This is a genomic window from Kluyvera sp. 1366 (assembly GCF_054823405.1).
This window is the reverse complement of record NZ_JBTRDW010000007.1, coordinates 12804-33205: the sequence shown is the minus strand read 5'-3', so window position 1 is coordinate 33205 and position 20402 is coordinate 12804. Positions and strand designations below refer to the sequence as shown.

General features: G+C 55.9%; 15 protein-coding genes. 3 read left to right on the top strand and 12 right to left on the bottom strand.

What is annotated here, in order from left to right:
* Nucleotides 1–21: 21 nt before the first annotated feature.
* The 4 genes from ACVLVH_RS16420 to aaeX form a co-directional block, all read right to left on the bottom strand.
* On the bottom strand, nucleotides 22–1476 hold the full coding sequence (locus ACVLVH_RS16420) for an NAD-dependent succinate-semialdehyde dehydrogenase (protein ID WP_498949765.1): 1455 nt from the start codon (nucleotides 1474–1476) through the stop codon (nucleotides 22–24).
* A 111-nt stretch (nucleotides 1477–1587) separates the two neighbouring features.
* A complete protein-coding gene (gene aaeB / locus ACVLVH_RS16415) occupies nucleotides 1588–3540 on the bottom strand; it encodes a p-hydroxybenzoic acid efflux pump subunit AaeB (RefSeq protein ID WP_498949763.1) in 1953 nt (650 codons plus the stop codon).
* Nucleotides 3541–3551: 11 nt separating this feature from the next.
* On the bottom strand, nucleotides 3552–4481 hold the full coding sequence (gene aaeA / locus ACVLVH_RS16410; protein WP_101762847.1) for a p-hydroxybenzoic acid efflux pump subunit AaeA: 930 nt from the start codon (nucleotides 4479–4481) through the stop codon (nucleotides 3552–3554).
* Between the two features lie 10 nt (nucleotides 4482–4491).
* The gene (aaeX, locus tag ACVLVH_RS16405) at nucleotides 4492–4695 is read right to left on the bottom strand and encodes a p-hydroxybenzoic acid efflux pump operon protein AaeX (protein ID WP_021508145.1); all 204 of its coding nucleotides are present in this window, start codon (nucleotides 4693–4695) and stop codon (nucleotides 4492–4494) included.
* 258 nt (nucleotides 4696–4953) lie between these two features.
* Here aaeX and aaeR point away from each other — a divergent pair, with 258 nt between their 5' ends.
* Nucleotides 4954–5871, top strand: coding sequence for an HTH-type transcriptional activator AaeR (aaeR, locus tag ACVLVH_RS16400; RefSeq protein WP_101762846.1), 918 nt, complete (start codon nucleotides 4954–4956; stop codon nucleotides 5869–5871).
* 41 nt (nucleotides 5872–5912) lie between these two features.
* Here the strand turns inward: aaeR and tldD are convergent, their stop codons facing one another.
* From tldD to csrD, 8 genes are all read right to left on the bottom strand, one after another.
* Nucleotides 5913–7358 (bottom strand): metalloprotease TldD, encoded by a 1446-nt coding sequence (gene tldD / locus ACVLVH_RS16395; RefSeq protein WP_110867445.1) that lies wholly within the window; start codon nucleotides 7356–7358, stop codon nucleotides 5913–5915.
* Between the two features lie 64 nt (nucleotides 7359–7422).
* Nucleotides 7423–11241, bottom strand: a complete 3819-nt coding sequence (gene yhdP, locus ACVLVH_RS16390; protein ID WP_498949759.1) for an AsmA2 domain-containing protein YhdP — start codon at nucleotides 11239–11241, stop codon at nucleotides 7423–7425.
* Nucleotides 11242–11287: 46 nt separating this feature from the next.
* The gene (rng, locus tag ACVLVH_RS16385; RefSeq protein WP_101762841.1) at nucleotides 11288–12757 is read right to left on the bottom strand and encodes a ribonuclease G; all 1470 of its coding nucleotides are present in this window, start codon (nucleotides 12755–12757) and stop codon (nucleotides 11288–11290) included.
* Nucleotides 12747–13340, bottom strand: coding sequence for a Maf family protein (locus ACVLVH_RS16380; RefSeq protein ID WP_192412295.1), 594 nt, complete (start codon nucleotides 13338–13340; stop codon nucleotides 12747–12749). The genes rng and ACVLVH_RS16380 overlap by 11 nt, the downstream gene beginning before the upstream one ends.
* A gap of 8 nt (nucleotides 13341–13348) precedes the next feature.
* Nucleotides 13349–13837, bottom strand: a complete 489-nt coding sequence (gene mreD, locus ACVLVH_RS16375) for a rod shape-determining protein MreD (RefSeq protein ID WP_101762839.1) — start codon at nucleotides 13835–13837, stop codon at nucleotides 13349–13351.
* Nucleotides 13834–14868 (bottom strand): rod shape-determining protein MreC, encoded by a 1035-nt coding sequence (gene mreC, locus ACVLVH_RS16370; RefSeq protein WP_008101989.1) that lies wholly within the window; start codon nucleotides 14866–14868, stop codon nucleotides 13834–13836. The genes mreD and mreC overlap by 4 nt, the downstream gene beginning before the upstream one ends.
* A gap of 156 nt (nucleotides 14869–15024) precedes the next feature.
* Nucleotides 15025–16068, bottom strand: a complete 1044-nt coding sequence (gene mreB, locus ACVLVH_RS16365) for a rod shape-determining protein MreB (protein WP_007891976.1) — start codon at nucleotides 16066–16068, stop codon at nucleotides 15025–15027.
* Nucleotides 16069–16378: 310 nt separating this feature from the next.
* The gene (gene csrD / locus ACVLVH_RS16360; protein WP_192412297.1) at nucleotides 16379–18325 is read right to left on the bottom strand and encodes an RNase E specificity factor CsrD; all 1947 of its coding nucleotides are present in this window, start codon (nucleotides 18323–18325) and stop codon (nucleotides 16379–16381) included.
* A gap of 324 nt (nucleotides 18326–18649) precedes the next feature.
* On the opposite strand from csrD, the gene msrP reads away from it, so the two are divergent.
* Both msrP and msrQ read left to right on the top strand, forming a co-directional pair.
* Nucleotides 18650–19654 (top strand): protein-methionine-sulfoxide reductase catalytic subunit MsrP, encoded by a 1005-nt coding sequence (gene msrP / locus ACVLVH_RS16355; RefSeq protein WP_101762837.1) that lies wholly within the window; start codon nucleotides 18650–18652, stop codon nucleotides 19652–19654.
* Nucleotides 19655–20257, top strand: coding sequence for a protein-methionine-sulfoxide reductase heme-binding subunit MsrQ (gene msrQ, locus ACVLVH_RS16350; protein WP_192412299.1), 603 nt, complete (start codon nucleotides 19655–19657; stop codon nucleotides 20255–20257).
* Nucleotides 20258–20402 lie beyond the last annotated feature (145 nt).

Sequence of the window (20402 nt, the reverse complement as noted above, 5' to 3'; positions counted from 1 at the left end):
ACGCCCTCTTGGTTGTTGCGGCTAGCTGAGTCCGCCGAGGTGCAACGCTTTAACTTCCAGATACTCTTCCATCCCCAACACCGATCCTTCGCGTCCCAGTCCAGACTCTTTCACGCCGCCAAACGGTGCCAGCTCAGTGGATACCGCGCATTCGTTAATGCCGATCATGCCCGCTTCCAGCGCCGCTGAGACGCGGAATACCCGGTGCAAATTCTGCGTGTAGAAGTAAGCCGCCAGGCCAAATTCGGTATTATTGGCACGCGCAATCACCTCGGCTTCATCGTCAAAGCGGAAGCAAGCCGCAACCGGACCAAACGTCTCTTCCTGCGCCAGCTTCATCTCTTCATGCGCTTCGCCAATCACCGTTGGTTGCCAGAAGTTGCCGCCAAGAGGATGACGTTCGCCGCCGACCAGCAATTTGCCGCCTTTACTCAATGCATCTTTGACGTGCTCTTCCACTTTCTCCAGCGCGGACGGCTCAATCAGCGGGCCAACGATCACGCCTTCTTCCACGCCATTTCCGACTTTTAGTTTGCCCACCGCATCGGCCAGTTGATTAACGAAGCGATCGTAGACCGCGTTATGCACATAGAAGCGGTTGACGCTGACGCACACCTGCCCGGCGTTGCGGAATTTGTTGGCAATCGCGCCCTGCACCGCCGCATCAATATCGGCATCATCAAACACGATGTAAGGCGCGTTGCCGCCTAACTCCATCGAGACTTTTTTCATGGTCTCAGCCGCATTACGCATCAGCGTTTTGCCCACCGCGGTGGAACCGGTAAAGGAGATTTTGCGCACCGCCTTGCTGGCCATAATCGCGTCGCTGATGGCATGCGTATCGCCCGCCACCGCATTGAGTACGCCATCAGGCACACCGGCTTTCTGCGCCAGCGCCAGCAACGCGAAGGCGCTCAGCGGTGTGTTGTTAGCGGGTTTGATTATGCCGGTACAGCCCGCGGCCAATGCGGGGCCAAGTTTGCGCGTCAGCATCGCCATCGGGAAATTCCACGGCGTGATCGCCGCGACCACACCAATTGGTTCGCGCGTCGCCAGAATGCGCGAACCCGGTTTAGCCGGCGGGATGATTTCACCGTTGGCGCGTTTCGCCTGCTCGGCAAACCACTGAATAAAGCTGGCGGCGTATTCCACTTCATCTTCGGCTTCTTTAAGCGGTTTACCCTGCTCGGCCGTCATCAACTGGCCGAGCCAGCTTTTGTTCTCGATGATCAGCTGATACCAGCGATAGAGGATTTCGGCACGCGCCTTGGCGGTTTTATCGCGCCAGGCGGGAAACGCACGCTGCGCGGCGGCAATCGCCTGTTCGGTTTCTTGCTGGCCGGCTTTCGCCACATTAGCGATAACTTCGCCGGTGGCAGGATTGGTCACCTCAAAGGTGGCGCTGGCGTTATGCCACTGACCATCAGCGAAATAGCCGGTCTTGAAAAATTCGTGTTGTTGCAGGGAAGTGGACATCGGTTTTCTCCTGTCAGTTTGCGTCCTGTCAGGAAAGTATAGATGCCAATATCAGAGGTTTTTGTGTCAGCGTGGGATCTAAAAGGCCGCTGCAGGTTGCAGCGGCCAGTTTCAGATTTGTATTAAGGTGTTCTGATACTTATCCAGCATCAGCGCCAGCCGTTTCACCGGCTCGGTAACGTTATCAGGCGCAGCATAGTGCTGCAGCTTCTCCTGATACACATCCAGCTCCTTCAGCAGCCGCTCGAAGTAATAGCGCCGCTTATCATCGCTGGTCGCGGAGATAATGCGGTCGGCGGTGTAGCGCAGCTGGCGGTGATAGGCCGATAACTCCGCATTCACCGGCACTTCGGCATTACGCAGGCGTTGATGGCCGATAATCAGGGTCAGCGCGATACGGTATTTATCGATATCGCCGGGGAACAGGTTGAGCAGCAAAAACAGTTGCTGATACAGCGCCGGCAAGTGGTTTTCACGGCGACGCGCCTGATTAGTGGTCAGCGCAGCAACTGCGGCATACATAAAGCGATTTAGCAGTTTACGTCCGGTACGCTCCTTGGATTTATCGCGAATCAGCAGAATCACCATCATCGCTACAAAGCAGCCAATCACCTGGCCCAACACGTTATCGAGGAATACGTTGAACTCGAACTTCATCGGGTTATCCAGCACCAGCACGTTGATGGTACCAATCAACGCCCCCAGCGTACCCAACTGACGACGCTGCACGAAGATGCCGCCGATAAAACCCAGCGCGCCGATGGCGATACACAACAGCAGCGCACTTTGCTGGGTCGCGGGCAGAATAAAGATGAAGTAGAGCGCGCCGAGCGGCACCGCAACCGTCATGCCGTAAAGGAAGTCTTTCGCCATCATCAGCGGATTCGGCATACGCATCGCCAGCGCGGTAATCACCGCCAGCATCACCATGCAGCCGCTGCCTGATGTCCAGCCGGTATACAGCCAGAACAGCGATCCCAGCGCGGTGGCGACGAAGGTACGTATACCGTTGATCATCGCGTGATGGGTTTCCGCAGAGCGCGCCTGAATCACTACCTCGCGCTGCAGAATGCTCTCTTCCAGCGGGGTGATGCGGCTATTACTTTTAATGCCGTTAATCAGCAGCAGATATTCAGTGGCCGCGCCGACCCAACTCGCCAGCGTCACCGGCACGGTTTTGCTGCTCACGCCAATCAGGCGACGCATCACCTTCATGCGCTTATGCACATCGTTGACGCTGTTGACCTCTTTTTCGATCAGCAAACGATATTGCGGTGGAATGTATTCCGGACGCGAGTTTTGAATCAGGAAAGTTTCGGCGGCCTGCGTGATCAGCGTCAGCGATAAGGTGTTGAGCATTTGCAGGCGGCGGCTGGAGTTTTTCCAGCGTGAAGATTCCATCATCAGCTGGCCGCGCATGCCGTTGAGTGCCGTGGTGCGACGCACTAACGCGCTCCAGGCTTTGTCCACTTCCTCTTTGTCTTCATGCGCGACGCACAGCTGCAGCAATTTGTAGTGCGCCACCAGCAGCGCATCCACTTCCTGCTCAATCACTTTTTTGATCGAACGCGGCGAGAACAGCATGTCGGCGAGGATAGCACACAGAATACCGATGACGATTTCACTGCAGCGCTCAACCGCGTACTGCGGAGCCAGCGTTAAGCCGCCGCTGGCATCCGCCGTCACCACGATGATCAGCGCAGTGTAACCGGCAAGGCCCAACGCATAGGAGTTCTCGACTTTGATCAGCGAAGAGAGCCACACGCACATGCCGGCCCACATACAGCACAGCAGCAGCATCACCACCGGCGCGCGCACCGTGGCAATCATGATGGTGAGCGCGGCGATACAGCCAATAAAAGTACCGATGATGCGCAGAATGCCGCGATAGCGCAGCGCGCCAGAATAGGGATCGCCCCCCGCAGCAAAGGCGGTACCACCGGCCACGATGCCGGCGGTCATCACCGCCCAACGCGGCGTTTCCAGATTGAAGTGAAAGCCAATCATCAACGCCGCAACCAGCGCGAAGGTGAGCTTCACCGGGAAACGCAAAAACTCAATCATATCGCCCTCGCTTAACCAAACTCACGCAGGCGATTGAACAACTGTGCCAGCGGCGAGACTTTGGTTTCGCGATCCTGCGCACCGGTAATCACCACCGTCGCCGTGGTCCCCGCCGGGAAGCGGTTGCCCGGTTGCTCGTCGAGACGAATACGCACCGGCACACGCTGCGCCAGACGCACCCACTCCAGATTCGAGTCGATGGTCGCCATGCCTTTGCTGTCGCTGGTGCTGCTGCTGTTGGTTACGCCCGCCGCGATGCTGTCAACGGTGCCACGCAGTACCGCGTTGCTCCCCAACGGGGTAATTTGTGCGCGGAAGCCCGGACGCACGCCATCCAGCTTGGTCTCTTCCATATAGGCCAGCACATAGAAGGAGTGCTGTTGCACCAGCGCCACGGCTACCGAGCCGCGCGTGATAAATTCGCCCTGATAGACATTGAGGTTGGTGACCCAGCCGTCAGATGGCGCTTTGATAGTGGTGCGATCGAGGTCAATCACCGCCAGGTCGCGCGTGGCCACAGACTTCGCCAGCTGATGCTCGCTGGTTTGCAGATCGTTATTGGATTGCTCAATCGCTTCACGCGACATGGCGCTGGTCCCCAACTGATTGCGGCGACTGGCTTCACGGCGTTTTTCACTCACCAAAGCCTGGTAATACTCGACATCCGCCTGGGCTTCGTCCAGCGCTTTTTGGTAGCGCGGACGATCAACCACAAACAGCGTGTCGCCTTTTTTCACCAGCTGGTTGTCGTGCACCGGCACGTCAGTGATGATGCCGGTGACGTCAGGCGAGATCGCCACCACATCGGCAGAGAATTTGGCATCACGCGTCCACGGTGATTCGGTGTAGAACACCCAGGCGCGGAAGATGATCACGATGGCGATGACAACCAGCAGGAGTGTAATCGCGTATCGCGCGATTTTTCTTATTAGCGCTTTCACTTAAAAAACCTCAGACGAATAAACGGGATACAAGGTAAAACACGCAGCAATATAGCGCAGTGTTAAACAGTGCCGGATGCCAAACTAGATCGTAGATCCCGCTAGGCGTTAGCACGCGTTTCACCAGCCAGAACAGCGCCAGTGAAACCAGTAGTTCAATGAAGATGGGCGGAAAACTCAGCCCGAATACGACAAATACCGGAAGCACACTCATTTCGGATCCTTAGTTCGACCTTGCCGGATTGCACCGATACCTGCCCACGTGCCGTGTAGCACGTTGGGTTTACGATCAGGGGATGACGGATAAACTGATGGCAACATTCAGGCCGCGTTGAGCTAATCATAGCGTATCATCGGGCTAACACAGCCGTGTTCAGGTGCAGTGAAGAGACCCAGCGCGCGTATAGTAACGCGCTTGACTATACGTTTTCTACATATTGTGAGCTAAATCACTTTTTAGCCAGAGTAAACAATGGATCGACTTAAAAGCATGTCCATTTTCGCCAAAGTGGTTGAATTAGGTTCATTTACCGCCGCGGCGCGCCAGCTACAGCTTAGCGTTTCGTCTATCAGCCAGATTGTCGCCAAACTGGAAGATGAGTTACAGGTTAAATTGCTTAATCGCAGCACGCGCAGCATTGGCCTGACTGAGGCCGGAAAGATCTATTTTCAGGGCTGTCGCCGCATGCTGGCGGAGGCGTCGCAGGTACACGAGCAGCTGTACGCCTTTAACAACACGCCGATCGGTATTCTACGGATCGGCTGCTCATCGACGATGGCGCAGAATGTGTTATCAGCGATGACCAGCGAAATGTTACGCGAATATCCGGGTTTGGGCGTCAATCTGGTGACGGGCATTCCTGCCCCCGATTTGATCGCCAACGGGTTGGATTTGGTGGTGCGCGTGGGCGCGCTGCAGGATTCGAACTTGTTCTCGCGTCGGCTGGGTGCAATGCCGATGGTGGTGTGCGCGGCGAAGAGCTATCTGGCGCAGCATGGCACGCCGGAAAAACCCAGCGAGATCGATAATTTTTCGTGGCTGGAATATAGCGTGCGGCCGGATAACACTTTTGAACTGGTTGCGCCGGAAGGATTGGTTACCCGCCTTACGCCACAGGGCCGTTTCGTCACCAACGATTCGCAGACGCTGATCCGCTGGCTGAAAGCAGGTTGCGGTATCGCCTATGTGCCGTTGATGTGGGTGATTGATGAGATCAATGCGGGGGAGATCGATATTCTGTTCCCGCAATATCACTCGGAGCCGCGCCCGGTCTATGCGCTCTATACTGAGAAAGACAAGCTGCCGCTGAAAGTGCAGGTGTGCATTGATTATCTGACCGAGTATTTCAGGCAGGTAGCGCAGCAGTATCAGCAGCATCGGAAAGGTTGAGGGCAGATGTTCAGGTCGCTATACATGGCGACCTGACAACGTTAGGCGGTACCACCTACGGTGATTTTATCCAGCTTCAGCGTTGGCTGCCCCACGCCAACCGGCACGCTTTGTCCCTCTTTACCGCATACGCCGACGCCTTTATCCAGCGCCAGATCGTTGCCGACCATCGAGATCTGCTGCATCGCTTCGATGCCGGAGCCAATCAGCGTGGCGCCTTTTACGGGCGTCGTTACTTTGCCGTTCTCGATCAGATAAGCTTCTGAGGTGGAGAACACGAACTTGCCGGACGTGATATCAACCTGGCCGCCGCCGAAGTTTGGCGCGTAAATGCCGTACTCCACGCTTTCAATGATATCTTGCGGCGTCGATTTGCCTGCCAGCATGTAAGTATTGGTCATGCGCGGCATTGGCAGGTGCGCGTAAGATTCACGGCGACCATTGCCAGTTGGGTTGACGCCCATCAGGCGCGCATTCAGCTTGTCCTGCATGTAGCCTTTCAGCACGCCATTTTCGATCAGCATGTTGTACTGGCCCGGCACGCCTTCATCATCGACCGCCAGCGAACCGCGCAGACCTTCAATGGTGCCATCGTCAACCACGGTACACAGCTCTGAAGCCACCAGCTGGCCCATTTTGCCGCTGAATACCGATGTCGCACGACGGTTGAAGTCACCTTCCAGACCATGTCCAACTGCTTCGTGCAGCAGCACACCCGGCCAACCTGCGCCCAGCACCACCGGCAACATGCCAGCGGGTGCCGCCACGGCGGAGAGATTGACCAGCGCCATGCGCACCGCTTCGCGCGCCCAGGCATCGGCACGCACATCACCGCTCTCATCGGCAAGGAAGAATTCATAACCGGTACGCGCGCCGCCGCCGCTTGAGCCACGTTCGCGTTTACCCTGATCTTCCACTTGCACGCTGATGGAAAGACGCACCAGCGGACGAATATCTGCGGCCAGCGTGCCGTCAGTTGCGGCGACCAGCACCTGTTCGTAGACGCCACTCAGGCTGGCATTCACTTCCTGCACACGTGGATCGGCAGCACGCGCCACTTTGTCAACACGGTGCAGCAGGGCAATTTTGTCTTCGCGCGTCAGGCTATCCAGCGGATTAACGGGCGCATACAGCGAACGGTTCAGCACCGCCGATAAGGTATGCGCTTTGCCGTTGCCTTGTTCACGCACGATGCTGCGCGCCGCTTCAGACGACTGACGCAGTGCATTCAGGGAAATCTGGTCAGCGTAGGCGAAACCGGTTTTCTCGCCGCTCACGGCGCGGACGCCCACGCCCTGATCGATATGGTAAGAACCATCTTTAATAATTTTGTCTTCCAGCACCCAGGATTCGTGGAAACTGGACTGGAAATAGAGATCGGCATAATCCAGACGACGTTCTGAAAGCTGCCCTAACAGGGAATAAAGGTCCTGCTGATTAATGCTGTTCGCAGTTAGCAACTGCTCACTTACCAGATTCAGAGTCATCGTTTCTCACTCATTATGTGCTCGGATAGTCATAGCCTGCGGCAATTACCCGACGGCGTCAAATTCACTTCTTCTCGTCTTCACGCGGTTTGCGCAGTACTTCATTGATTTCCGGCTTATCCAGCGGTCCGCTAATGTGGTAGCGCAACAGTGAAATCTTATTCCACAGCGGTCCCAGCACTTTGCTGGCAGCGAAGACCGCAGCACCGACCACCGGATTGATGACGAATGCAGTGGCAACGCCGACCGACGCGGAGATTTCCGGGGCGACCACCGCTTCCATGTCGATCTGACGCTTCACCAAATCGATGTTGCCCTTCATGGCGATATCCGCTTCCAGGCCATCCACCAGCAGGTTATCGGTACGCATCACACCGTTTTCAATCCACGCGGTGCCGTTGATCGAATCGAAATAGAAACCGTCACTAAAGGTGTCGCTGAAATCGAAGCGCATCTTGCGTAGCAAGGCATCAAAGCTAAACAGACGCAGCAACTGCCCGGCGCGGCCGGTGTTCACATCGGCGATCTGGCCTTTACCAAAGTGGGTTTTCAGCGTACCGCTTAGCGTCTCTTCCGATGGCTGCCACGGCGCAGAACGCCAGTGCAGATCGTAATCGAGTTTAAACGGTGCATCGCGCAGCGGCGTATTCATGCCAAACCAGTTAGCCGCGTCATTTATGTTGTCGCCGCTCAGGCTGCCCTTCAGCGAAGTGCGCTGATCGCCGGGTTTATTCACCCATTCACCCGTCACGTTCAATTTTGAGCTGCCAGAATCAATCGAGGCGTTAGTAAGTGCTAACGTATCGCCTTGCGGCTGTAGCTTCGCCTGCATATGGCCAAACTTCTGTCCGCGAATCCAGCACTCATCACAGTTGAGCTGCAACGCTGGCCAGCTGCTGAAGTTGATGTTGCTGCTGTTGCCGCCAAACGGCGATGATTTTCCATCGCTTTTCTCAGCCCATTCAGGATTGTAGTAAAGATAGCTCAGGTTGATCTGCCATGGAGAGCGCTGCGCCGTCTGCAAACTGCCACGTGCTTCACGGCTCTCCAGCTGCAAGTGGGTATTGCCGGCTGGCCCCTGCGTAACGGTAGCGTTAACGTCGTGCCATTGCTGACCACCAAGCGTCAGCGCCGGTGTGCGCAGAATAAAGTCGCCCGGCAGCGCCGCGCCGCCCACTTCCGGCTCGCCCTGAGCGTTACGCGCACTGCCCGCGCCAGCCATCATCCCCATCCAGGCTTCGCCATTCAGCGGCGGGAGATTCAGCTCCATGCCGCGCTTCTCGGGCAGCTTCGGTGTGCTTTTCGCATCATTCAGCCAGATCCCGCGATCAACGCGCAGCTGCGGCTCCAGAATCCAGCGGCTATTGAAACGATGGCGCTCGCGCACGCTGCCGCTCAAGGTAAAGCCTTTCAGATCGCCATCCGCGTTGATGGTAATCGGCATCGCTTCACCAGCCGCTTTATCCAGCGGTGCTGGTAAGTGACTGCTTACTGCTTTGCCCTCGCCTTGCAGTGCCACTTTGTAGGTTGCGCCGCCTTTATGCGGCAGCGTGATATCCACATTGCCCTGCCACGGTAAAGAACCGTTTAACTGACGCGTGATGGCATCCGGCAGCACCTTGAGTTTACCTGGCTGCCAATCGCCCAGCAGTTTGACGTTCACGCCAAAATCATTGGGATTCTCTTTCGTGCTGAAACTCACGCCGGTTGGCTGTCCGAACCAGTTGGCCTGCAGCTCTTCACTCTCCAGATTGCCGTTATTGTAACGGAAGCGGCCGGTGAGATTGTTCAGCGTGGTATTTAACGGCTTGATATGCAGGCTGTTGTTGTTCAGCACCACATTGCCGCTGGCGTGCACCTGCTCGCCATCCAGTGGAATATCAAGATTCAACGTGCCGCGCACATTGCCGCCAATCTGTAGCTCCTGCAGCGCCGCGCCGAGCGTCGGTTTCAGCGGTGTTTGCTCGAAATAGTCAGCGATTTTTTTGCCTTCGCCGCTGATATCGCCATCGATGATCAACTTCTCTTTCAGGTAATCCGGGATCACCGCGCTGACATTGCGCGCATCAACCTCGCCGAGCCTGGTTTTATCGGCTTTCATCCACAAACCGTTGTTGAGGAAGTCGAGATTGATGTCGAGGTTTTCCAGCGCAGGCCAGCCGGGCTGGAACTGGAAGGTGGCATTGCGCAGCGGAACCCAAACCTCAAACATGCCGTCATTGTGTTTAAACGGGAACAGCGAGGGATCGCCAGCAAACAGCAGCGTGGCGTTATCCACCTGCCCGCCTTTAATCGCGTCACTGAGATAGTGGGTAAGATCGTGACCCATCAGCTGCTGCGGGAAATAACGCCACGCATCGCCAGCATCGGTAACGCGAATTCCGGCGAGAATATCGAGGCGCGGCGCGCTACCCAAATTCTGCTGGTAGCGGAAATCGCCGCGTGCCCACAGCGAACGGGCCTGCACATCCAGCTGATGTCCATCCAGCGTTAAGCCGTTAGCATCGCGTAGCCAGTTGAGCTGGCCAGTGATCTGTTTAATCTGCAGCGGAGCCTGAAACATATCGCCGTACGGTACTTCCGCCTGGCCCATCGCCACATCCAGCAAGCCGTTGTTTAAGCTGCCGCTGGCGCTCCCGCTGAGATTGCTGATACCCGGCAGTAATTCCCACTGTTGCCAGGCGAGATCGCGCCATTTCACCTGCAAACGCGTTTGCTCAGGCTGCTGCAGCGGGATATCCAGCGCCAGCGCATCAATGTGGCCGCGTGGCTGTAGCGCACGCCAGTTATCCAGCAAGGTTGGGGAAAGCGGTGCAAACAGCGGAACGACGGGCGCCAGACGTTCTAAATCCAGCTGCGTGGCACGCACGCGCATCTCCGGCGCACTGTTGGCGCCGAGCATCTGCTTATCTTCTGGCTTCCACAGCAGGGAAAAATGTCCTGGCGCCCATGCGATGCCATCCGTTCTCAAGCGGGTTTGCGGTACCGAAAGGCTCCAACCATTCTGGTAGCGCGACAAGTGCGCGGTTAAGCCATCAACCTCTAATTGATGATCGCCCTGCTCGCCGCGCCAGCGCGCGCCACCTTTGCTCAACAGCAAATCACCAGCGTAGAGATCGCCATCGCGCAAATTTGCCCACGCGGCCAGACTGAAGCGCGCGCTCTCAAGGCTGGTGTTATCACGCAGCCACGGACCAATCCACGGTCGCACATCCACATCATCGGCCTGCATCCAGATGCGGCCATCGCTGAGTAAACCGTTGCTGTCGTTGAGATCAAGTCGCACCTGCACCACGCCATGCTGACCGGTAAAACTGGAGAGGCTCACTTCGCCCTCGGCGCGGTGACGGGTATTTTCGTTCAGCCAGGTAAGGCGCGGAATCGCTAGTTCAGCATGCTGGCCGGACGGCGTCAGAAAACGGATGCTGCTGTCGCGCAGATCGAAGTGATCGAACTGACGCAAAAACAGATCGTTGATTTGCGCCGGTTTGAAGCTGTTCTTCTGTTCGTCACTGGTGAACAGCGGATGATTGGTTTCGAGATGCAGCTGCCAGAAGGTGAGATCGCGGAATTGCCAGCGCCAGTGCAGCAGCGATTGCCACACATTGAGCGCCAGATTGACGCGGCCGATGGTCAGTTGCCCATCTTCCTGCATCGCGACGTTGAGATTGCGCATCTGCAGCGTCGGGCCAAAATTCTCCCATTTGCCCTGCAGTTCGCTGGCCGTCACCGTGACGCCGCTGACGCGTGAGATCGTCTGCAGAATATCGCTGCGATAACTGTTGAGGTGCGGCATCACGAGGCGCAACCCGCTGACCAGCAGCGCCACAATTACGATGATTGCGGCGAGCAGCAGTAACAAAATCCTCGGCAACCGCCTCACACACCTCTCCTTGCTGTCCGTTGGCTTGCGGAACTCAACCTCAAAATCACATCATGACGACATCAAACTGCTCTTGGGTATAGAGCGGTTCAACATGAACTTTGACCTGTTTACCGACGAAGATCTCCACTTCCGCCAGCGCGTGTGACTCTTCGCCCTTCAGCGCGTCGCCCACCGCCGGGGAAACGTACACCAGGAAACGGTCGGAATCGTAGGCGTGATGCACGCGCACAATTTCACGCATGATCTCATAGCAGACGGTTTCCACCGTTTTCAAGGTGCCGCGCCCTTTACACACCGGGCAATCGGCGCACAGCACATGTTCAATACTTTCACGCGTGCGTTTACGCGTCATCTCCACCAAACCGAGCGCCGAGAAACCATTGATGCCGGTTTTCACCCGATCTTTGCTCAGCGCGCTCTCCAGCGAATGCAGCACGCGGCGGCGATGCTCGTCGTTACTCATGTCGATGAAATCGATAATGATGATGCCGCCGAGGTTGCGCAGTCGCAGCTGACGCGCGATCGCTTGCGTCGCTTCAATGTTGGTGTTGAAGATGGTCTCGTCGAGATTGCGGTGTCCGACAAACGCACCGGTGTTGATATCCACCGTGGTCATGGCTTCGGTTTGATCGATAATCAGATAGCCGCCGGATTTTAGCTCGACCTTACGCTCCAGCGAACGCTGGATTTCGTTCTCAACGTCGAACAGATCAAAAATCGGCTGTTTGCCGCTGTAAAGCTCCAGCTTGCTGGCCATTTCCGGAATATATTCGCTGGTAAATTCCACCAACAAATCGCAGGTCAAACGTGAGTCCACGCGAATGCGATCCAGCGCGGCACCGGCGAAATCTCGCAGTACGCGCTGCGCTAACGCCAGCTCACCGTAGAGCAGGCAGCGCGTCTGATTACGCTTTTTACGCTCGCTGACTTTGGTCCACAAACGTTTCAGGAAAGCGGCATCCTGCGACAACTCTTCCGAACCAATGCCTTCCGCAGCGGTACGAATAATAAAGCCGCCGAGATCGTCACAGTGCGCAGCAACCACCGTTTTCAGTCGTTCGCGCTCGGCTTCGCTCTCAATACGCTGCGAGACGCCGACGTGTGACGCGCCAGGCATAAACACCAGATAGCGCGAGGGCAAAGTAATGTCGGTGGTGAGGCGCGCGCCTTTAGTGCCCAGCGGATCTTTCACCACCTGCACCATCAGATCCTGGCCGGGACGCACCAGCTCGCCAATGTCGCGCACCACAAAATTTTTCTTCTCATCACCCGCCACGCATTCGGTGTGCGGCATGATGTCGGAAGCGTGCAGAAAGGCGGCTTTTTCCATGCCGATATCGACAAAGGCCGCCTGCATGCCAGGTAAGACGCGACTGACGCGTCCTTTATAGATGTTGCCCACGATGCCACGTCGTGCTTCACGCTCAATGTGGATTTCCTGCAGAATGCCGCCATCAATGTAGGCAACACGGGTTTCTGAAGGTGTCACATTTACCAGCAGTTCAGCCGTCATCTTGTCCCCTTAACGCCCGCAGTGACTGAAAACGACTCAGCAGCTCACCGGTCTCAACCAGCGGCAATCCCACCACGGCGTGATAACTTCCATTAATCTTGCGGACAAAATTGCCGCCAAGGCCCTGAATTCCGTACGCGCCGGCTTTATCCATCGGCTCGCCACTGGCAATATAGTGCGAAATTTCCTCCGCCGTCATCGTGCGGAAGGTCACGTCCGTGGTCACCAGACAATCCAGCTCACGCTGCGTATCGGCCAGCGCCACCGCGGTCATCACCTGATGAGTTTGTCCCGACAGCTTGCTCAGCATCGCGGCGGCGTGCGCGGCATCCTGCGGTTTTTCCAGAACTTCACCGTTCAGCACCACGATGGTATCAGCACCCAGCACCGGCAGATCCTGCGGTGCCACCGCAACGCCCGCGCGCGCCTTATCTGACGCCAGACGACGCACGTAAGCGTCAGCCGCTTCTTCAGGCTGACGCTGCTCTTCTACGTGGGTAATCAGGCGTTCAAATTGCAGACCAAGCTGCGTTAACAGCTCACGTCGACGCGGTGAACCGGATGCGAGGTACAGGCTTATCATAGTATTCCTTACTGAACAGCGAATTGACGGCGAATCTTTCTCATCAATAAGAATAGCCAGGGCCACAGGACGCCGTCGACCACGCTACTCCAGAAGATTTCCGGGCGGAAAGAGACGTTGATCACCAGGAATTCTGCCCAGAAAACAATCACATCCACCGCAAGGGACAGCACCATAACCATTAATGCCTGCTGCCACAACGCTAAGTTTCGGAATAACTGAAATTTAAAGGCCACCAGATACGCGATGATGCTAAAGGCTAATGCGCGCACGCCCAGCGTTGAACCCGCCACCAGATCCATAATGGCACCAAGACAAAAACCGGTGCCAACATTCACCCGATGCGGCAGCGCCAGCACCCAATAAATGAGGATCAGCAATAGCCATGATGGCCGGAACATATAGATCTGTTCCGGCCACGGCATGATTTGCAGGATGAGGGCAATCAGAAAGGACAGCCAGATAACCCATCGGCCCTGGCTGCGATATCGACTCAAGGCTGGCCTCCGCGTGTGTTCGCAGAATTCCCTTGCGAACGACTGCTGTTAGCGGGTTGCGGTGGCCCCATTTGCTGCGACGACTGCAAAGTATCCGGTGCCGGTGGGCCCATTTCGCCTGCTGGCGGCAGCACCTGCGGCATCATCTGCATTAAACGTTCGTTGGCCACGCGATGCACTTCGTCCGGTGCCATCGGTGCGACGCCGTTGCGATCCGCGCCCCACAGCAGCAGCAGATAGCGCAATCGCTGCAAGCCAGCGGCTGGACGCGCCTGAATCACCGTGTAAGCGCGCTGCGTATCGACTTTCACCGAAGAGACCACGCCAACCGGATAACCTTCCGGGAAGCGGCCGCCCAGGCCAGACGTGACTAACACATCGCCCACGCGAATATCGGTGTTGCCCGGTAGATGCTCCAGCTGCAGATCTTCGCTGCAGCCATTACCGGCGGCTATAACACGAATATCATTACGCAGCACCTGAATCGGCAACGCATGCGACGCGTCGCAAATCAGCAGTACGCGACTGGTCACCTGACCGACCGCGACCACCTGACCGACTACACCTTTATCACTGATCACCGGCTGGCCTTCGTAAACGCCGTTTACGCTGCCTTTGTCGATAACCACCTGATCGGTATAAGGATCGGTGCCGGTGGAGATCACCTGCGTTACCATCTTGTGCTCATCCTGGCGCAGCGGCGAGCCAAGCAGTTCGCGCAGACGCGCGTTTTCCTGCTTATATTGCCCCAGCATCAGCAAGTCACTGTTTTTCAGGAAGAGCTCACGGCGCAGTGCTTTATTTTCCAGTTCCAATTGCTGACGTGACGCCAGGGTTTCGGAAACGCCATCAAGAAGTTGTCTTGGCCCGTTGGCCAAAAAATAAAATGGACTGACCGATGTGTCCAGGTAGTTGCGGATCTGGGAAAAGGAGCTCACGCGGCTATCGGCGATAATAATCGCGATAGCCACAATGACTGCCAGAAAGAGGCGCAACTGCAGGGAAGGTCCCCTGCTAAAAATCGGCTTCATAAATTCTGCGTGTTCCTCGACATCAGGGAAGAAGCGTTAGCCTAAATCACCAACGCCTCAGGGCTGGACGCATTTCGCCGTCGTGCGTTGCAGCAGCAGCGTCAGCATAGGCGCTATTCCCTGCGCAATTTGACCAGGGCCTCAGCCGTTGAGGAATTACTCCTCGCTGAACAAATCGCCGCCATGCATGTCGATCATTTCCAACGCTTTACCACCGCCGCGTGCTACGCAGGTCAGCGGATCTTCTGCCACGACTACCGGAATACCGGTCTCTTCCATCAGCAGGCGATCGAGGTTACGCAGCAATGCGCCACCTCCGGTCAGCACCATACCGCGCTCGGAGATGTCAGAGGCCAGCTCTGGCGGGCACTGTTCCAGTGCAACCATCACCGCGCTCACTATGCCGGTCAGCGGTTCCTGCAGCGCTTCAAGAATCTCGTTCGAGTTCAGGGTAAAGCCACGTGGCACACCTTCTGCCAGGTTACGGCCGCGAACTTCAATCTCGTGTACTTCATCGCCCGGATAAGCAGAACCGATACCATGCTTGATACGCTCTGCAGTCGCTTCACCAATCAGTGAACCGTAGTTGCGGCGAACATAATTAATGATAGCTTCATCGAAGCGGTCACCACCAATACGCACAGAAGAGGAGTAAACCACGCCGTTCAGCGAGATCACTGCTACTTCAGTGGTACCACCACCGATATCCACCACCATAGAACCGGTTGCTTCAGAAACCGGCAGACCTGCACCAATCGCCGCCGCCATTGGCTCTTCAATCAGGAACACTTCGCGTGCGCCTGCACCCTGTGCAGATTCACGGATGGCGCGACGCTCAACCTGGGTCGCACCCACCGGTACGCAGACCAGCACACGCGGGCTTGGACGCATAAAGCTATTGCTATGCACTTGCTTAATGAAGTGCTGCAGCATTTTTTCGGTAACGAAGAAGTCGGCGATCACGCCATCTTTCATAGGACGGATAGCAGCGATGTTGCCCGGCGTACGGCCCAGCATCTGCTTAGCGTCATGACCGACAGCCGCTACGCTCTTTGGGGAGCCGGCACGATCCTGACGAATGGCAACCACAGAAGGCTCGTTTAACACGATGCCTTGTCCTTTCACGTAAATCAGGGTATTCGCGGTACCCAGGTCAATGGACAAGTCATTGGAAAACATGCCACGAAATTTTTTAAACATACTAAGGGATAATCCTGCAAGCTGGGGGCGGAAAATAAAATCCGCCTACTTTACCAACCACGCGAAGCCGCTACAAGGCGCAAAAACGTTCGGCTTCGGTGAAAAAATACGCTGAATACTTTTTTGGCCTGATCGTAGGGTCTTTTGCCGCAGTTAAATGGCGTTAACTCGCCGTTTTAACCTAAATTGCCCCGGCGCTAGCCGGCGAATTTCGACATAAAATCTAACATTTCCAGCCGCCAGCATCGCGCGCTCCGGCACTAATAAGCGATAAAAACAGCCATCAGCCTGCACTTCGCGCGCTGAAGGTCTAAATTCGATAACGTTGCGAGTGTTTCTTTACATTACTGTTGACCGGCAACGAAGGCGCAAAGAAATCGCCCTGCCCGCCCGAAACACCTAATCCCGACAGCGTTTGCCACTCCGCGCGTGTTCGCACACCCGCGGCGAAAACTTGAGTTGGCGATGACTTACACACTTCCAGCAAGCTCTGCACAAACAGCTGGTTCTCGGTGCGTCGTTCAATATTGCGTACCAAACCCGGCGCAAGTTTAATCACTTCTATCGGGAATTGTTTGATATAAGCGCTGCTCACCACCGTCAAACCAGCCTGATCCACCGCAATGCGACAGCCAAATGCGGTTAACATGTGAAAAACCGGCACTAAACGGCTGATGTGTTGACAAACGTCGGCCTCAGCAAGTTCAAATAAAAAACGTTTTCTTTGCGATTTGCTGCACTGCAGCAGCAGTTTTTGCAGCCAGCGCTGAAAAGGCCGCTGCAACAGCGAATCAATATTCACGGGAAGTGCCAGAGTTTCGTCCGGCCACACTTCCGAAAGCGCCGCGATGCGCGTCACCAGTTGACGATCCCAGCTGTCAGTCATACCCAGCTGCAATACCAGCGGCATAAACTCAGCCGACACCACTTCTTTGTCGCCATCAAACACACGCGTCAGTAATTCACGATGATGGACTTTTCCATCCAGCAACACCGCCGGCTTTTGGTACAGTCGCGGACCACCACGATTGAGCGTGTTCTCCAGCAAGGTCCGCCAGCGCACACTGCCGCGCCCCATATCCAGCGTATTGCCTTCGCCAACCGACCAGCTATTACCGCCCTGCAATGCCGCACGCCGCGTAGCCATCTCCACATTTTCCATCACCTGCGACACGCTCTGACCGCTGCGCCACGCGCTGATGCCGATGTGGATCAAATCATCACGATCGACCATGCGCATCGGCGGCAGTGAATCGACGGCATTAATCAGTTGATCGGCAATGCTGTTGGCTTCTTTTAAAGTGCGATGCGGCAGCAAGACGGCGAAATCACTGCGGAAATATCGCGCCAGCAGCGCGCCCGGATAGCGCAGCACAAAGGTCGACAGCATATTAATCAAATCAAACAGATACTCTTCCACCAGCGTTGGGCCGAGGGTTTCGTGCAGCATATCGAGGTCCGGCAGACGCACCATCATCACCACGCCGTGCGTGCCGACATCTTCCTGATCTTCCAGCAACGTCGCCAATTGGTTATCAAAGAACAAACGATTGTTCAGGCCGGTACGCGGATCTTGCGCCGCAAAGGTGCGAATTAAGGTATCGATGCGTAAACGCTGCTCGCCCGCTTCCTGCAGATCGCCCAGCAGCGCATCGATGGCGCGACTGGCTTTCGGCGGCCATTCCGCCGCATGGTCACCCTGCGAATGACGTTCACCGGTCAGAATGCGATCGGCGCGCGCTTCTAACTGTTCCATATCCTGCCAGCGCCGCTTGAGCCAGCGATTGGTCATGACCAGCAGCACGCACATGATCGCGACGACCGTAAACAGGACCACCAGCGTATAAGTGCCGGTAAAGGAGCGAAACAGGGTTTTGGCCGGATCCAGCACCACCACGCGCAGTTCGAGGCCCGGCGAATGCGTCAGGGGCAAATCGAACTGCACAAAGCGATTAGGCTCATCTTCTAACATCGGATTTTCATGGCGGGCTAAACTGAACACTAACATATCGCCGTTCAGCAGTTGCACCTGTTCGGCATTGACCACCGGCATCATGCGCGTTAGCCACTGCGTGATTTCCTGCGGCGATTGTGAAGCCAATGCTTTATCTACTTCAGTCGCCAGCGTTTGCATCCGCGTTTCCACGCGCTGCTGCGATAGCCAGATAAAACTAAAAGCGCAGCCCACCAGCATCAATATCATCGCCAGTAAACTTAATAAGGTAATAAACGCAGAAAATTTAGTTGTTAATCGCATCCCTGTGCCTGCATCACTGCGGTTATGAACGGTGTTAATCCGTCGGCGCCACGCTTACCCCTGGCGCAAACCTGAGCAAAATAGCACAAATCAAGGTGTGATTCAGCGCCAGACTGGCATCAAAATCGCACATAACACAGCATGATAAGCGCTACGGCGCGAGTATAGCGTTAAACCGTGATGGCCTGACTTTGCTATGGGCTTTTTCGTCCTATTCTCAAAGAGGGCGATGCGCCAGGAAATTTCACATTTTTCCCCGCAAGTTCGCGCCCGACACTGAAGTTGAGCATGCTGGTCATAATTTACTATTCACAGGAGAGCGTCATGAACCTGAAGCACTTGCTCACAGAAGCCGACGTCACGCCAGAAAGCGTCTTTAATATGCGCCGCCGTCAGGTGCTGAAAGCGTTGGGATTAGGCGCAGCAGCAGCCAGTTTACCCGGCACCGCGCAAGCCGATGTGCTGAGCTGGTTTAAAGGCAATGATCGCCCGCCCGCGCCCGCTGGCCGTGATTTAGATTTTACTAAACCGGCTGAATGGCAGGCCGATTTGCCGCTCACGCCGTTTGATAAGGTGTCAGGTTATAACAACTTCTATGAATTTGGCCTTGATAAAGCCGATCCTGCTGCCAACGCTGGCACGCTGAAAACCGATCCGTGGAAGCTGCGTATCGAAGGCGAAGTTGCCAAACCGATCACGCTGGATATGGATGACATCTTCAAGCGTTTTGCCATGGAGCAGCGCATCTACCGCATGCGCTGTGTCGAAGCCTGGTCGATGGTGATTCCGTGGGTCGGTTTTGAACTCAACAAGCTGCTCAAACTGGCTGAACCCACCAGCAATGCGCGCTTTGTGGCGTTTGAAACGCTGTACGCACCCGACCAAATGCCGGGTCAGAAAGATCGCTTTATCGGCGGCGGGCTGGATTATCCCTATGTGGAAGGCTTGCGTCTTGATGAAGCGATGCATCCGCTGACGCTGCTGAGTACCGGCGTGTATGGCAAAGCGCTGCCTCCGCAGAATGGCGCACCGATTCGCCTGACGGTGCCGTGGAAATATGGCTTCAAAGGGATTAAATCGATTGTGAAGATTACGCTGACGCACGATCGCCCGCCAACGACCTGGAGCCAGATCGCCGCCAATGAGTATGGTTTTTACGCCAATGTGAACCCGCATGTGAATCATCCGCGCTGGTCGCAGGCAACCGAGCGCTTTATCGGCGCGGGCGGCATTCTGAAGGTTGATCGCCAACCTACGCTGCTGTTCAACGGCTACGCGAAAGAGGTGGCGTCACTGTATCGCGGCCTGGATTTACGGGAGAACTATTGAGTGCGCCTCTCTTTACGTCACATCACTGCGTTGAAAGCCGTGCTGCATCTGGCGGCTTTTCTGCCGTTTGTGTATCTGTTTATGGCAGCGAGTCAGGGCTGGCTGAGCGCTGATCCGGCCAAAGATATCCAGCATTTTACTGGCAGAATGGCGCTTAAGTTGCTGCTCGCCACGCTGCTGGTCAGCCCGCTGACACGCTACCTGAAACAGCCGCTGCTGATTCGCACTCGCCGCCTGCTCGGCGTGTGGTGTTTCGCCTGGGCCAGTTTGCACCTTACCAGCTACTACCTGCTGGAACTTGGCTACGATCATCTGCGTTTACTCGGCAGCGAGCTGGTTTCGCGTCCTTATTTGTTACTGGGGATGATCAGCTGGATTATTCTCTTCGCCCTCGCCATCACCTCATTCCAGCGCATGCAGCGCAAACTGGGTCGTCGCTGGCAAACGCTGCATAACGGCGTCTATCTGGTCGCGATCCTCGTGCCGATACACTATATCTGGTCAGTGAAAGTGCTCTCCCCGCAGCCGGTGATCTACACCGTGCTGGCCATTGCGCTGTTAGCGTGGCGTTACAATAAGTTGCGTAAACTTCTCCCCAGATAATCCCCGCACGGTTGTGTTCCTCCCGCGAGATCTGTTAAAAAGTGTGGCCTTCGGGCCGCATTCGATCAACTTCGCAGATAAGACCAGTATTTTGCTGCGAATGTCGACGAAACGGATATAATGCCCGGCTTTATTGCAAGCGAAG